Source organism: Gordonia sp. 11cp, from assembly GCF_057767225.1.
This window is the reverse complement of record NZ_CM173437.1, coordinates 4,517,183-4,530,544: the sequence shown is the minus strand read 5'-3', so window position 1 is coordinate 4,530,544 and position 13,362 is coordinate 4,517,183. Positions and strand designations below refer to the sequence as shown.

General features: G+C 67.2%; 14 protein-coding genes and 1 pseudogene. 8 read left to right on the top strand and 7 right to left on the bottom strand.

Features of this window, described 5'->3' with window-relative positions; translation table 11 throughout:
• Positions 1 to 44 precede the first annotated feature (44 nt).
• Positions 45 to 989, bottom strand: coding sequence for an NADP-dependent oxidoreductase (locus AC3B6C_RS20335; RefSeq protein WP_488373912.1), 945 nt, complete (start codon positions 987 to 989; stop codon positions 45 to 47).
• A 235-nt stretch (positions 990 to 1,224) separates the two neighbouring features.
• Here AC3B6C_RS20335 and AC3B6C_RS20330 point away from each other — a divergent pair, with 235 nt between their 5' ends.
• Positions 1,225 to 1,812, top strand: a complete 588-nt coding sequence (locus AC3B6C_RS20330) for a hypothetical protein (protein ID WP_488373911.1) — start codon at positions 1,225 to 1,227, stop codon at positions 1,810 to 1,812.
• A gap of 27 nt (positions 1,813 to 1,839) precedes the next feature.
• Here AC3B6C_RS20330 and AC3B6C_RS20325 read toward each other — a convergent pair whose 3' ends face one another.
• Positions 1,840 to 2,208: a DUF1761 family protein gene (locus tag AC3B6C_RS20325; protein ID WP_488373910.1), complete on the bottom strand. Its 369-nt coding sequence runs from the start codon at positions 2,206 to 2,208 to the stop codon at positions 1,840 to 1,842.
• Between the two features lie 218 nt (positions 2,209 to 2,426).
• Here AC3B6C_RS20325 and AC3B6C_RS20320 point away from each other — a divergent pair, with 218 nt between their 5' ends.
• A complete protein-coding gene (locus AC3B6C_RS20320) occupies positions 2,427 to 4,226 on the top strand; it encodes an ABC transporter ATP-binding protein (protein ID WP_488373909.1) in 1,800 nt (599 codons plus the stop codon).
• A 45-nt stretch (positions 4,227 to 4,271) separates the two neighbouring features.
• Here AC3B6C_RS20320 and AC3B6C_RS20315 read toward each other — a convergent pair whose 3' ends face one another.
• Both AC3B6C_RS20315 and AC3B6C_RS20310 read right to left on the bottom strand, forming a co-directional pair.
• Complete coding sequence (locus AC3B6C_RS20315; protein ID WP_488373908.1) at positions 4,272 to 4,796, bottom strand: hypothetical protein; 525 nt, start codon at positions 4,794 to 4,796, stop codon at positions 4,272 to 4,274.
• Entirely contained in the window at positions 4,793 to 4,966 is a 174-nt protein-coding gene (locus AC3B6C_RS20310) for a hypothetical protein (RefSeq protein ID WP_488373907.1), read from the bottom strand. Before AC3B6C_RS20310 ends, AC3B6C_RS20315 begins: the two co-directional genes overlap by 4 nt.
• Here AC3B6C_RS20310 and AC3B6C_RS20305 point away from each other — a divergent pair.
• Positions 4,965 to 7,109 (top strand): LuxR C-terminal-related transcriptional regulator, encoded by a 2,145-nt coding sequence (locus AC3B6C_RS20305; RefSeq protein WP_488373906.1) that lies wholly within the window; start codon positions 4,965 to 4,967, stop codon positions 7,107 to 7,109. The genes AC3B6C_RS20310 and AC3B6C_RS20305 overlap by 2 nt on opposite strands.
• A gap of 319 nt (positions 7,110 to 7,428) precedes the next feature.
• The gene (gene rsgA, locus AC3B6C_RS20300; protein WP_488373905.1) at positions 7,429 to 8,514 is read left to right on the top strand and encodes a ribosome small subunit-dependent GTPase A; all 1,086 of its coding nucleotides are present in this window, start codon (positions 7,429 to 7,431) and stop codon (positions 8,512 to 8,514) included.
• Between the two features lie 21 nt (positions 8,515 to 8,535).
• Here the strand turns inward: rsgA and AC3B6C_RS20295 are convergent, their stop codons facing one another.
• Positions 8,536 to 9,285 (bottom strand): DUF6319 family protein, encoded by a 750-nt coding sequence (locus AC3B6C_RS20295; RefSeq protein ID WP_488373904.1) that lies wholly within the window; start codon positions 9,283 to 9,285, stop codon positions 8,536 to 8,538.
• A gap of 205 nt (positions 9,286 to 9,490) precedes the next feature.
• Between AC3B6C_RS20295 and AC3B6C_RS20290 the strand changes: the two genes are divergently transcribed.
• Positions 9,491 to 9,631: a hypothetical protein gene (locus tag AC3B6C_RS20290; protein WP_156354248.1), complete on the top strand. Its 141-nt coding sequence runs from the start codon at positions 9,491 to 9,493 to the stop codon at positions 9,629 to 9,631.
• A 131-nt stretch (positions 9,632 to 9,762) separates the two neighbouring features.
• Here AC3B6C_RS20290 and AC3B6C_RS20285 read toward each other — a convergent pair whose 3' ends face one another.
• The gene (locus AC3B6C_RS20285) at positions 9,763 to 10,704 is read right to left on the bottom strand and encodes an SDR family oxidoreductase (protein ID WP_055476002.1); all 942 of its coding nucleotides are present in this window, start codon (positions 10,702 to 10,704) and stop codon (positions 9,763 to 9,765) included.
• A gap of 120 nt (positions 10,705 to 10,824) precedes the next feature.
• Between AC3B6C_RS20285 and AC3B6C_RS20280 the strand changes: the two genes are divergently transcribed.
• The gene (locus AC3B6C_RS20280; RefSeq protein ID WP_488373903.1) at positions 10,825 to 11,664 is read left to right on the top strand and encodes a helix-turn-helix transcriptional regulator; all 840 of its coding nucleotides are present in this window, start codon (positions 10,825 to 10,827) and stop codon (positions 11,662 to 11,664) included.
• 39 nt (positions 11,665 to 11,703) lie between these two features.
• Here AC3B6C_RS20280 and AC3B6C_RS20275 read toward each other — a convergent pair whose 3' ends face one another.
• On the bottom strand, positions 11,704 to 12,495 hold the full coding sequence (locus AC3B6C_RS20275) for a DUF1542 domain-containing protein (protein WP_488373902.1): 792 nt from the start codon (positions 12,493 to 12,495) through the stop codon (positions 11,704 to 11,706).
• Here AC3B6C_RS20275 and AC3B6C_RS20270 point away from each other — a divergent pair.
• Together AC3B6C_RS20270 and AC3B6C_RS20265 are read left to right on the top strand one after the other, a co-directional pair.
• Positions 12,467 to 13,069 (top strand): annotated as a pseudogene (locus AC3B6C_RS20270) (GNAT family N-acetyltransferase); the annotation flags it as partial. The gene AC3B6C_RS20275 and the pseudogene AC3B6C_RS20270 overlap by 29 nt on opposite strands.
• A gap of 56 nt (positions 13,070 to 13,125) precedes the next feature.
• Positions 13,126 to 13,329: a zinc-ribbon domain-containing protein gene (locus tag AC3B6C_RS20265; protein ID WP_014926875.1), complete on the top strand. Its 204-nt coding sequence runs from the start codon at positions 13,126 to 13,128 to the stop codon at positions 13,327 to 13,329.
• Positions 13,330 to 13,362 lie beyond the last annotated feature (33 nt).

The following is a 13,362-nucleotide window of genomic DNA, read 5'->3' as shown; positions in this document are numbered from 1 at the left end:
GTCAACCGGGTTGGCCCACCAGCCTGACTAGAGCACCCGCGCTGTCATTCGCCGGCAACGCGGACCACGATCTTGCCCCGCACATGACCGGACTGGCTGCTCTCGTGGGCACCGGCGGCATCGGCCAGGTCGAACACCTCGGCGATCTCCGGCTTGAGGTTGCCGGCCTCGCCGAGACGGGCCAGCTCCGCGAGGTCCGCGGAGTCGGGCCGTACCCACACGTAGTGACCGCCGAAGTCGTCCCGCGCGCGTGCGTCGGTGATCGAGGCGACCGTCCCGCCGTCCCGCAGCACCTCTGGCACCGAGTCGAGTGCGTCGCCACCGACGTAGTCGAGCACGACGTCGACGCCGTCGGGTGCGAGTGCGCGTACCCGGTCGGCCAGACCCTCCCCGTATGTGGTGGGCTCGGCCCCGAGGGTCCGGAGATAGTCGTGATTGGATTCTGAGGCGGTCCCGATCACTCGTGCGCCGAGAGAGCGAGCGACCTGGACCGCGAAGGATCCGACGCCGCCCGCGGCAGCATGGACCAACACCGTGTGGCCTGCCTGGACTCCTGCCCGGCGAATGGTCTGAAACGCCGTGAGACCGGCGAGGGGAACAGCGGCAGCCTCCTCGAACGACCAGCTCGACGGTTTGTGGGCGAGAGTGCGCACCGGTGCGGCGACCAGCTCGGCGAAGGTTCCGCCCGCCACTTCCCCTCCGACGACGTCTTTGCGGACGTAACCGAACACCTCGTCGCCGACCTTGAACTCGGGTGTGTCCAGGCCGACCTGTTCGACCACGCCCGCGACGTCCCAGCCCGGGACCACCGGGAAAACGGTGTCCATGATCTCGGCGAGGTAGCCCTCGCGGACCTTCCAGTCCACCGGATTGACACTCGAGGCCCGGACGCGCACCAGCACGGAGTCGGGGCCGACCTTGGGCGTGGGGAGGTCGGTCAGTTGCAGGACATCGGGACCGCCGAAGCGGTCGTAGGTGATAGCTCGCATGGTGGCACCAACGGGTGTCTCGACGGAATGATTCCACCAGCACTGCGATATGTGCCGGCGTCACATCGTGACGGATCGTGATGCGCGCGCCATCCGGCGGGAGTAGGAAGTGGTCCAACGTAGGAACGACCAGTGCAAGTCCCGGCGCGAGCCGCGGGACGGAGCCCGGTCGCAGCATGAAAGACATTGTCCCGTAGTGTATTCACCCGTGAATCTCGCTGCTACCGATGCCATCGTGACCGACTCCACTGCCCGCGCCTGCGTGTGGTGCTCATCCAGCGACGACATCGCAGAACTCCGCGGCGAACCGCGGTGCGGGCGCTGCCGAGGCGCAGAACAGATCATCGCGGCGGCCCGTGAGTTCGTCGGCTTCTATGGTCTACGACCATTGGGCGCGTCATTGACGTCCGATGACGACGAAGAACGTGAACACCGGGAGGCGGCTCGTGAAGCCTGGGCAGTGCTGAACCGGACCCGCACACAGCCCCCGCTGCGCGCCCGGTCCGGGCAGCGCGGCATCGCACGATCCGCATCCACCACCACAAGGACAGGCGGACACACGACAGCCCCCAAAGCCAAGAACGCCGTGTCCGGAAACGCCCGGCGGGCGGATGTCTCCCGGCCCGACCGCGAGGAGCTCATGAGCCGCGCCCAAGCGTTGCTGGGGCAGCTGACCGAGATCGAGGAACGGCTGGCCGTCGCGCAGGCTGACCCCGGCCTGAGCGGCAAGGCGAAGGTGTCCGACTTGACCGCCAAGCGCGATTCGGTGCTGCGTACGCTGGCCGCATTGGAAAAGGCCAAGCGGGCCCTGGAGCCGGCCTGACATTTCACGTGCCAGGACCGTTGATTCTCACGGCCACTGCGACACGATCAGCACGAGAATGAGCAGCTTCATGGCCCAGTCCCCCAGGTGTACTGCCGCCGCGGACATCGCGGTTCCTTCGTGGAACACCGCGCCGGCGAGCAGCACGAGCGGAATGAGGAACAGCCCCGCGGCGAGCAACAGTGCGCCGGTGAAATCCGGATCGAGCTGTGCGACCAGGCCGGTGACGAGCACCACGAGCACAGCTTTTCGGGCCAGTTCGACGACCGGCGTCGCCCAGGTCGGCCGGTGAACCTCTGCCGCAGCCGGTGCGCCCAGAACGCTGTAGTACAGGGCGCTCGCCACGAATGCGGCGACTACCGCGACTACGCACGCCCACACATTGACGTTGCTCATGCCTCCTCCGATCGTGTGTGTGAAGTCTGACCGCACCACCTGACGAAACTCATCGCCGGCCCACTGGCGGCGGCGCCGCCGCGAACAGCCGGTGGGCCCCGACCAACCATCTCGTCTCCAGGTCGACGGCGGTGGCTCCCTCCCTCTGCGCCCGGCGATGTCGCCGAGGGCCTGTGTCAATCTAGAACTCGTATGTACCACTCCGGAGGGCTTGTCCGATGACGACTTCGATATCCACTGCCAATCCCGGGCAGACCCCGGACATGCCGATGCGCGCCAAACTGGCGATCCTCTGGTCGTACATGCGCCCGAACCGCGGGCTCCTCGCGCTGGGTGTCTTCCTCGGATTGCTTGCTACCGCAGCCGAACTCGCAACCCCTCTGGTCACCAAGTGGGTACTCGACGGGCTGGCGATCTCGGAATCGCTGGCGGCGCCGATCACCGTCCTGGCCGTTCTGCTCGTCGCCGGATCCGTGATCAGTCTGATCCAGACGATCATGCTGGGCACACTGGCCGAACGCATCATCCTGGCCACCCGGACCGGCCTGATCGGTCACCTCCTTCGTGTCGAGATCCCCGAACTCGGCCGGAGACCGAGCGGCGAGATGGTAGCGCGCGTCACCTCCGACACCCTGCTGATCCGTGAAGCGACGACATCGAGCATCGTCAACGGTGTCAACGGCTCGGTCGGGATGGTCGGGGCGCTCGTTCTCATGGCGGTTCTGGACCTGCCGCTGTTCGCGACCACGATGGCCGTCGTCATCATGGTCGGTGCCGCCGCAGCAGTGCTGATGCCCGGACTGGCCAAGGCTCAGCAAGACGCGCAAGCCGAGATCGGTTTCCTCGGTGGCCGATTGGAGGGCGTCCTCCGCTCGATCCGCACGGTCAAGGCAAGTCGCGCCGAGGCGCGAGAATCCGCCAGGATCGGCGAATTCGCGCACAGCTCGGCGAGCAAGGGTATCCGGGCCGTCCGCATCGAGGCCTGGGCGTGGACGATCACCGGCGGCGGAATCAATCTGGCGGTGATGATCGTCCTGGCGTTCGGCGCCTGGCGTGTCGCGGACGGTTTGATGAGCGTCAGCACCCTGATCGCTTTCCTGCTCTATGCATTTCAGCTGATGATGCCGGTCTCGCTGCTGACCATGAGTGTCACTGCGCTGCAGTCGGGGCTGGCCGCCGCCGCGCGAATCTCCGAGATCTCCGACCTACGAACGGAATCTGACGATGCGGTGATCGGATCCTCACCGGCGCACGTCGACCGGACCGCCGCCGCGCTCGAACTCCACGACGTGGTGTACCGCTACGCGCCCGACGCCCCAGCCGCGCTCAACGGCATCGATTTGGTGATTCCGCGCCGCGGGCACACCGCCATCGTCGGACCGTCGGGCGCCGGGAAGACGACCATCTTCTCCCTCTTCCTGAAGTTCCTACGGCCCGATCGGGGAGAGATCCTGCTCGACGGCCGGCCGCTGGACCAGTGGACACTCAACGACTTGCGCGCCCGTATCGCCTACGTCGAACAGGACACCCCGCTCGTTCCAGGGACGGTGCGCGACAACCTGGTCTACGCGGCACCCGAGGCCTCTGACGACGACGTGTGGCGTGCCCTGGCGGCCGTGCGGATGGATGACCGGGTCCGCTCCATGCCCGATGGTCTCCTGACCGATGTCACCGCATCCACGCTGTCCGGCGGGGAACGGCAACGAATCGCACTCGCCCGAGCACTGGTCGTCGACCCCGAACTCCTCCTTCTCGACGAGGTGACCGCCCAACTCGACGGGCTCACCGAGGCGTCGGTGACCGACGGCATCCGACGACAAGCGGCCCGCGGAGCAGTCGTCACCATCGCCCATCGGCTCTCCACCATCATGGACGCCGACCAGATCGTGGTCCTCGAAGCCGGACGGGTGCGTGCGGTCGGCAACCATCGAAGCCTGCTCGCCACCGACGAGCTCTATCGGGAACTGGTGGCCGCCATGCGTATCGACACCGAGGTCGACCCCGCCGAAGCGGGTTGAATCGACACTCGCCCACCCGGATGTGCCCGGGTGGGCGAGGTCGGCTCAGAACCTGCCGACCACCACGTTGGTGGTCTGGACTCGCGCGCGGCAGTCGCCGTCGGTGAACCGGACCCGGACGAACACCTCGTCGGCGCCGTCCCGGTCCTCGTCGAGAACCGAACTGGGAACCACGAACTGGCGGAGGTATTCGAGTCCACGGTCGGACGCCCGCAAGAATCCGTCGGTACCCACTGATGTGCCCGGGAAGTTGCGATCGTAGAGGTACTGCTCCTTCCCGTCGTCTCCCAGCACGATGTAGTGCATGCCACCGCAGCCCCGATCGTTGATGTGCGTGACGAATCCGACTGCGTCCGCCCGGGTCATCGGGTACAGACCCTGGATGATGATGCGGTTCTTGCCGGCGCCGGTGATGTTCTGATCGACGATCGTCAGCGTCGCGCCCGGGGTGCGGGCGGGTGCTGCCGATGCAGTCGTCACGAGAGGTGCCGCCACACCGACGGCTGCGGCGATCGCTGTCACCGCACCGAGGCGCGTGGTGACCGTGCTGCGTCTGCGAGAAGCGTTCACGACCGCACCGCCTCGACCACCCGGTACTGCCAGTCGATCGAGATCCCGCCGGACACGGACTGCTGGTGGGATTCGGCGAGCGCGATCAGGTCGGCTCGCAGTGCCTGCCTGCCGTCCTCGTCGAGTTTCGACGCGGCGGCGAACGTCGGGCCGTAGTAGCCCAGGAACATGCTGCGGTTCCTGTGCCGTCGTATCGAGTCGATGCCCTTGGTCCTGCTCCTGACACATCGAGACCTCGAACCGCAGGCATCGGCGCGTGCGCTCCTCGCCGAGGACGTGTGCCGCATCGAGTTGCCGCCGCTCAGCGTCGCGGCGATCGCTGAGTTGGTCGAGGGTACGGGTCTCGATCCCACGCTGGTGCACGCCGCGACCGGCGGCAATCCGTACTTCGCGACCGAGGTCTCCCGCGAACCGGACCTGCCGATCCCCTCGTCGGTGCGTGACGCCGTGCTGGCGCGGACGACGAAGGTCAGCGCGACAGACTTCGAAGCACTCCAGCTGATAGCGGCGTCCCCGGAACGCGTCGCCGACACCGCGTTGCCCGTCCTGGGGATCGACTACCCCACGCTCCAGCGTCTCGCCGACACCGGACTCCTGGAGTGGCGATCCGATGGCATCGTCTTTCGACATGAGTTGGCGCGCCGGGCAATCGAATCCACCATCCCACCGGGTGGGGTCGCGCACCTGCATGCACAGCTGCTGGAGGCGCTCGAGCAGTTGGGCACCGTGCACCCGTCCGTGTTGACCCATCACGCGGTTGCCGCCCGAGACTCGGGCCGCGCCATCCGATATGCCGTCGCGGCGGCCGAGGACGCCATCCGCGGCGGTGCGCACACGGAAGCCGTTGCGTACTACGAGATCGCGAAGCGGCACCAGCGCAACGCTTCGGCGCGTGAGCGTGCGGAGTTGCTGCTGGCGCTGGCCAACGAGCAGTACATGGTCAGCCACCTCCGCGATGCGATAGCCACTGTCAACGAGACGTTCCCGCTGTGGACGGAACTGGGCGACGACACCGGTGTGGCGACAGCTCATGTCGCCGTCGGTGTCTACGAGTACTACAGTGCGCACCGGCAACGCGCCGAGTCACATCTGACCCGTGCGGCAGAGATCGCGTACGGCACCGGGGCGACCACGGTGTACAGCCAGGCCCAGATCCAGCGCGCCTTTCTGGCGTTCATGCGGGGCGACGTGTCGGGGACCGCGACCCTGTTGGCCGACACCACCTCCGCAACCGACGACGAACTGCGCCTGTGGAATCAGGTCGTCTCGGATTCGGCCGCCCTGTCCAGAGGCGAAGAACATTCGCGGACCAGGCTTCTCGCGCACATGGAAGCCGCTCGCACACTCGGTTTCGACGAACTCGCCTCGACCGTCTATTCACAGGTGGCCAGCCTCGACGTCGAACAGGGCAGGTACCGTGCGGCCGACCGGATCCTCGACGCCGGTCTCCCGTTCACGGTCGAGCGCGACATCCAGATCTGTCGGCACTGGCAGACCGCGGTGCGCAGCCGACTGCAGCTGACGCGTGGCCACTGGAACGGTGCCCTCGAGGACGCCGGAGCTGTCATCGAAGCCGACGGGATGCCGATCGCCACGTTGTGGCCGCGCCTGGTCACGGCGCTGGTGCCGCTCCGGTGTGGCGCTCCGTTCGATGTCCACGAGATCGAGAAAGCGTGGACCCTGGCCGGTCAGATCGACGAACCTCTCCGGCGACTCGCGGTCCTGGCCGCTCTCGCGGAGATCAGCTGGATGACCGGTGCCGAGGATGCGCGGGTCGTCGCGGCGGACACTCTCGACGACGACGGAACCGAGTGGGCATCGGGAAGCGTCGCCGTCTGGCGGTCCCGACTGGGCATGTCGACCCAGACCGGTCCGATCGCGGAGCCGTATCAGTTGTCCATCGACGGCCGGCACGCCGACGCCGCCCGGTGGTGGACGGACGCCGGCGACCCGTTCTCGGCGGCGTTGTGCTGGATCGACTCCGACGATCCCGGACGCGGTGTGACGATGCTCGACGGTCTCGGCGCGGTGGGTACCGCAGATCGCGCGCGAGCGATGTTGCGCGAACGCGGCTGCGACACAGTCCCCCAGCGCCCCCGTTCGACAACCCGCGTGAACCCCGGTGGCCTGACGAACCGGCAACTGGAGGTCGCGCGTCTGGTGGCAGAGGGGTTGTCGAACACGGAGATCGCCCGGCGGTTGTACATCTCGTCGAAGACCGCGGACCATCATGTGTCGGCGGTGCTGTCCAAGCTGGGCATGACCTCGCGTCGCGAAATCCTCGCTCGGGGTGTGGAGTTGGGGCTGCGATAGTTCGAAGGCCCCGGTTGTTGCGAGAACTTGTATGACGTCGAACCCGGAATCCGGGCTCATCGTCATACGGATCGAGAAAAACAGTGGCGGCCCTTGTCGGACGGTGCTAGCGTCAGCCGCGCTGTCCGACAATGGACAGCTCGAGACCTGGAGGTGTGTCGATGGTCGCCGTCGAGATCGCTGTCGTCGACAGCAGCATCCGAGCCATCCCCAATTCTCCAGCCCGTCTCCGACCCTCGTAATCTGTTCCCTCACAGGCGACTCTGTCGCAGCACTGGGGAACTTCCGGGGTCGCGGGCTCATCCCGAAGGTCTCCACAGTGAATTCTCCAGATCATTCGTCCTCCCCTATCGAGCTCACCAGCATCGGCTGGGACGAGCATTTCTCGACTCTGTTCGCCGATCACGCTGCCGACGATGATGTGCCTGCTCGCGTCGTGCGAGTGGATCGCGGCGGGTGCGACACCCTGACAGCAGCGGGTCCGGTCCGGGCCGTCCGCAGCTCCCACCACATCGGCGACCGCGAACTGGCCGTGTGCACCGGTGATTGGGTCGTGCTGCGCCGTGACGATGAGCGGGCCCAGGTCGTGGGCGTCCTGCCGCGGCGGACGGCGATCGCGCGCGCGAGCTCGGACCGGACTTCGGAACGGCAGGTGCTCGCGGCCAACGTCGACACGGTGATCATCGCGGTGTCGGTGGCGCACCGGGTGAACGTCGGCCGGATCGAGCGCCTGCTGACGCTGGCCTACGACGCCGGCACTCGACCGGTCATCGCGCTGACCAAGTCCGACCTGGTCGACGACACCCTCGCCGGCGAAGCCGCGGTCACCGCGGTCGCCCCGGGCGCCGAGATCGTGACGACGAGCACGGTCAGCGGCGTCGGTATCAATCTGCTCGCCTCGGCCATCACCGGTACCGCCGTTCTCCTGGGTTCTTCCGGTGCCGGCAAGTCGAGCCTGGCCAACGCGCTACTTGGACGAGAGCACATGGCGGCCAGGCAGATTCGCTCGGTCGACGGCAAGGGCAGGCACACCACGGCGCACCGTGAGCTGCTGCCTCTCCCGGGGAGCAAGGTGCTCATCGACACCCCCGGTCTGCGCGGGATCGGGGTGCAGGATGTTGCGGACGCGGCCGGCCGGACCTTCGCCGAGATCGAAGAGTTGTCCCGCGACTGCGGATTCCGCGACTGCGAGCACCGCAGCGAGCCCAGATGCGCGGTGCAGGAGGCAATCCGAGAAGGCCGGCTCGATGCCGGTCGATTGGAGCGCTACCGCAAACTGCTACGCGAAAGCGAGTGGTCGGCGGCTCGGGGCGATGCCCGTCGGTCGAGTAAGCGAAACAAGAGGGACAAGGCCATCACGCGAGACATCCGCGCGATGTACCGGTTTCGGGACCGGCAGGGCTGAGGCGACCCAGCCGGCCAGTCGTCAGTCGTCGTCGCCGGGACCGTCCAGGTGTGCGAGGGCGGCCCGCGCGGCTTCGAGTTCCTGACTGAGCTCCTCGATGCGACGCTGGGCGGCGGATCGTGCGGACTCGATCACGGCGTCGACTGCCGCGATCGCGGTCTCGTCGTCCAGCTCTCGCATCGCTCGTGCCACCCGATCCGCCGTGACCTCGGCAGGTTTCCCCTGCTTTCGGGTCCCGTGCGCAACTGACACCGTCCAGGTGCTCTCCCCCGACGCGGTGATCGTGACGGTCGTCGGCGCGGTCGACGCCTTCGACTTTCGCGGCGGTTTGCTCGTCGCGGGTGGGGGCGTCGGCTCCACCGCTTTCGGTTGTGTGTCCGACGCGGGCCGTGACTTCTTGGGTGCGTCAGCGGGAACTGTCGGGGTCACAGCAGGTTTGGCGACCGGGCCGGGATCGTCCTGGGCGGGTGCCCGCTTCGGTGTGCGCCCGCGAGCGGCCGTCGTCGTGCCCGGCGCCGGCCGGTTCCGCCGCAACTCGTCGGCCTCGAACGGTAACTGGTCGTCGATGCCTCTCGGGCTCACCGTCACTGTCGAACCGTCGATCGACACGACCCGCGCCGAGGCGCCGGCCTCCAGATTCAACGACGGCATCGCGTCGCGCAGATACACCGTGGCCCGTTTGCCGGAGGCGAGTGCGGCGGACAGCGACTCCAGATCTCCGGGCGTCAGTCCGGCTCTTGTCTGAGAACTCACCGAGACATTGTCGCACATGCGTGCGAACGGCTGCCGCGGGATCGGGGCGTTCAGACTGCGATCTCCGCAGCCTGAGTGGATTTCAAACCTACGGAGAGATGACCGTTACGAATTCGTTATCTTGTGCATCGGTGCGGCGTCGACCGGCGGCACCAGGGGAATCCCGAACGTTCGCGGCCCTAATGTTCTCAGGGACGGTATCGGGTCATCGGAGGGAAATCTTGTGACGAAGGCGAGTACCACAGCAGATGTCTCGACAGGCGCGCGCGAAGTCCCGATAGCCGATCATGCTCGTGCCGGCGTGACGATCGCCGCGCTGCTGTGTGTCACCTCGGCGGCGACCTTTCTCACCCTCTTCCCCTGACTCGTTCGTCCCCAAGACTCCGAGTGGAAAGCACCACAAGTGCTCCTTGCCGGTGTGTCACCTGCGTCGACTGCGGTCCGCAGGTGGCACACACCACTTAGCCAATCGAGAGTCATCGCGAGGTCTGATCGTCAGCTCGCCCTCACGCGGGTCAATTGTTCAGAGACCTCCCACAGCCGTGTCGCCGCCCCGTGATCACGGAACGGCCCCCAGAGTGGATGCGCGCCGGGTGGACCGCCCGCGTTCCCCGGCCACTGGGGTCCGTAGAACGCACCGTCGGGCACCTCGGGCGTTGTGGCGGCCATCAGCGCTGGGAGAGAAGCGGTTTCGACCGTTCCGACCCCCAGGCCATGTCGCGACAACCACTCGATGATCCGCCGGCCGCCGGTTGACGCCGTCCTGCCGACCTCCGGCCTGGCCGCGAGAAGACTGGTCGGAGCGACCCCGGGATGCGAGATCGTGCTCGTCACATCCCAACCCGCGGCGTGGCTGCGGCGTCCGAGTTCGAGGCCGAACAGCGCACACGCGATCTTGGACTGGCGGTATGCGCTCATCCCGTCGTAGTCGTGCTCCCAATTCAGGTCGTCCCACTGTATCGAGCCCCGCTTCGCGGCGATGCTCGTCTGCGAAGTAACCCGCGCCTTTCCGGCACGGAGTACCGGCAGCAGCGCGACGGTGAGCGCGAAATGCCCGAGGTGATTGGTGCCGAACTGGACTTCGAACCCATCGGACGTGGTCATCCGTTCCGGCGGAGTCATCACACCGGCGTTGTTGACCAGGATGTTGATCGGTGTGCCGTCGGCGCGGAGCCGTGCGGCGAGCGACTCGACGGAGGCCAGCTCGGACAGGTCGACGTGCTCGAGGGTGAGGGTGGCCGCGGGGTGTCGGTCGCGAATGCGTGTGGCGGCCGCCGCACCCTTGCTCGGATTGCGTACCGGCATGACCACTTCCGCGCCGGCTCCGGCGAGGGCCGCCGCGATCTCCCAGCCGATCCCGTCGCTGGCGCCGGTCACCACCGCTCGTCGACCGGTGAGATCCGGAATGGTCAGGGTGTATCTGCTGCCTGGTGACATCTGAGCTCCTCGTCGGGCCGGGTTCGTTCTCACGTCTCCGAGTGTCGCGGCCTACCGCACCGTTAACCACGGCCTGTCGATCCGTGGCTGAGCGGTACCCGTGCACGGAACAATGGCCACATGATCGATCGACCGGGCCTCGCAGACTTTCTCCGGGTGAGGCGCGCCGCGCTGCAACCCGAAGACGTGGGACTGCCGCGTGGACAACGGCGTCGCACAGGTGGCCTCCGTCGCGAGGAGGTCGCGGCGTTGAGTCACATGTCCACCGACTACTACTCGCGGCTCGAACGAGAGCGCGGCCCGCAGCCGTCGCCGCAGATGATCGCCGCCATCGCCCAGGGTTTGCACCTCTCGCGCGCGGAGCGAGACCATCTGTTCCTCCTCGCCGGCCACCAGCCGCCGATTGCGGGCTCCGACCGCGAGCACGTCGCCCCGGGCATGATGCGCATTTTCGACCGACTCGACGACACTCCGGCCGAGATCGTCACCGAACTCGGTGAAACGTTGCGCCAGAACCGTCTCGGGGTCGCCCTCGTCGGCGACCTCACGCGGTTCGACGGTCCCGCGCGAAGCATCGGCTATCGGTGGTTCACCGACGCCGGTTCTCGCCGGTTGCACCCTGCCGAGGACCATCAGTTCTACTCGCGGATGTACGTGTCGGGGCTCCGCGGAGTCATGGCGCTCCGTGGCCCTGATTCCTACGCGGCGTCACTGGCGGAACGACTCCGCGCCGAGAGCGAGGAGTTCCGCGACATCTGGGCACGGCACGAAGTGGGCATCGCACCTCGGGAGCTCAAGCGGTACGAGCACCCCGAGGTCGGGTTCCTGGAGCTGAGTTGCCAGATCCTCGTCGACCCGCGGTGTTCGCACTCACTCCTCGTCTACACCGCGACACCGGGTAGCGCGAGCGCGGAGAAGCTCCGGCTGCTCTCCGTCGTCGCCGCACCGACAGCGACCTGAGCGGTCCTCAGGGTAGCCGGGAGACCCCAGGGAGAGCGCTCAGAAGTCGAATCCACCGCCGAAGTCGCCGCCGCCGAAATCGCTTCCTCCACTGCCGAAGTCGCCGGAATCACCGCCTCCGGAATCGCCACCGCCGAAGTCGCCGGAGTCGCCGCCGCCCTCGAGTGCACCCGCTTCGGAACCGTCGCCTGCGCCGCTCTCGAATCCCTGCGCGTCGTAGGGCACGCCCGCCATTCCGGAGAACATCGCCGAGAACAAGAACATCGACCCGAGTCCCCAGGCGCCGGCCACCAGAGCCGGTTTCCACCACGGCTCCGAGTACCAACCGGCGGGCACCGGGCGACCCGCGACACGACCGCCGGGGTAGTAATTCGGTGTCTGCTCCGACGGATTCGGCGATGCCGCGACCGTTCGTCCCTCGAACTCCACGGTGCGATCCTCGGTGACCGCACCCGCACTCTTCTGACCGTCGAGTTCGGGGATGGCCGGTCCGGGGTCGAGATTCATCGCCGCGCGGGCCGCCCGGATGTAGTAGAGACCCTCGATCGCGGTCTGCTTGGCCAGCCGGGCCTGCGTCGGCGAGTTGGCCTGCTCGATCTGGGACCCCGCCGCGGTGTAGCGCTCTCCCGCGTCGGCGAGCGCTTGCTTCGACGCCGGGCCGTCGCCGACCAGCATGAACACCTGTCCCCCGAGTCGTTCGATGACTTGCCGCGCGTCGGCCTTCGCGTCGTCCAGTGTGCGGGCCGCGTTGGCGCCGGAACGCTGCTGTGCGACGACCACCACCCCGACGACGATCACGACGATGACGGCAATCAGTATCAGTGCTTCCATGATTCCCTCCGGTTTGCGTGTCCGCGGCCCGCCGTTGTCGTCATCAGACCGACAATTCGGTCACCATCGAGCCTACCGATTTCCGGCATCGCGACGGCCGCGTCGCCGAGTGGTCGACGCTACCTCCGACGGTGTCCATTCTCGTCGCGGAACCCGATCGACGCCGCGCCTTCACCGGAGTGAAACGCGCGTGGCCGGGCGAGAACGTGGCGTCGTCGTACGGCGGACGCGGAACATCGGTCACCCTTGGGGGGTGACCGATCGGGACGGAGTGGGAATACACCGCTGTCGAAGCGCGGAACAAGTGGCCGAACTTCGGTGGGAGTGGGCGCGCGAGACCGATGCCACAGTCGGACCATGGCAGGGCGACGTGGACTTCGTCGCCGCGGTCGCGACCTGGCTCGGCGACGACCGGCGAACGGTCTGGACCGCCGGCACACATGAACTCGCAATCGGAATGGTGTGCTTGACCGAGCACATCCGGATGCCCAGTCCGCGCCGGGCCGCCGGCGGCCGATGGGGCTACCTCGGCCACCTGTATGTCCGGCCGACGTTCCGCGGGTCCGGGATCGGAGAAGAACTGGTGCTGCGCACACGTCCAGTCGCCGCCGGGATCTCTACCATGGCGGTGTGTTCTTCTTGTTCGGATATGGCCGTAGGCAAAAGCATCTCGGCGCGGGCCAGACCCGTGCGTGTCCCCGCTGCCACAACACCACCCAGTGGGCGAGGATGCGTGAGTACTCACAGTTCAGTGTCTTCTTCATTCCGATCGCCCGGTGGAATCGACGCAACTTCGAGGCGTGCGGCATCTGTGGCGCGGCACTGGCTGTCTGACGGCCGTCCGAGGCCGACGAACCGGACGGTTCC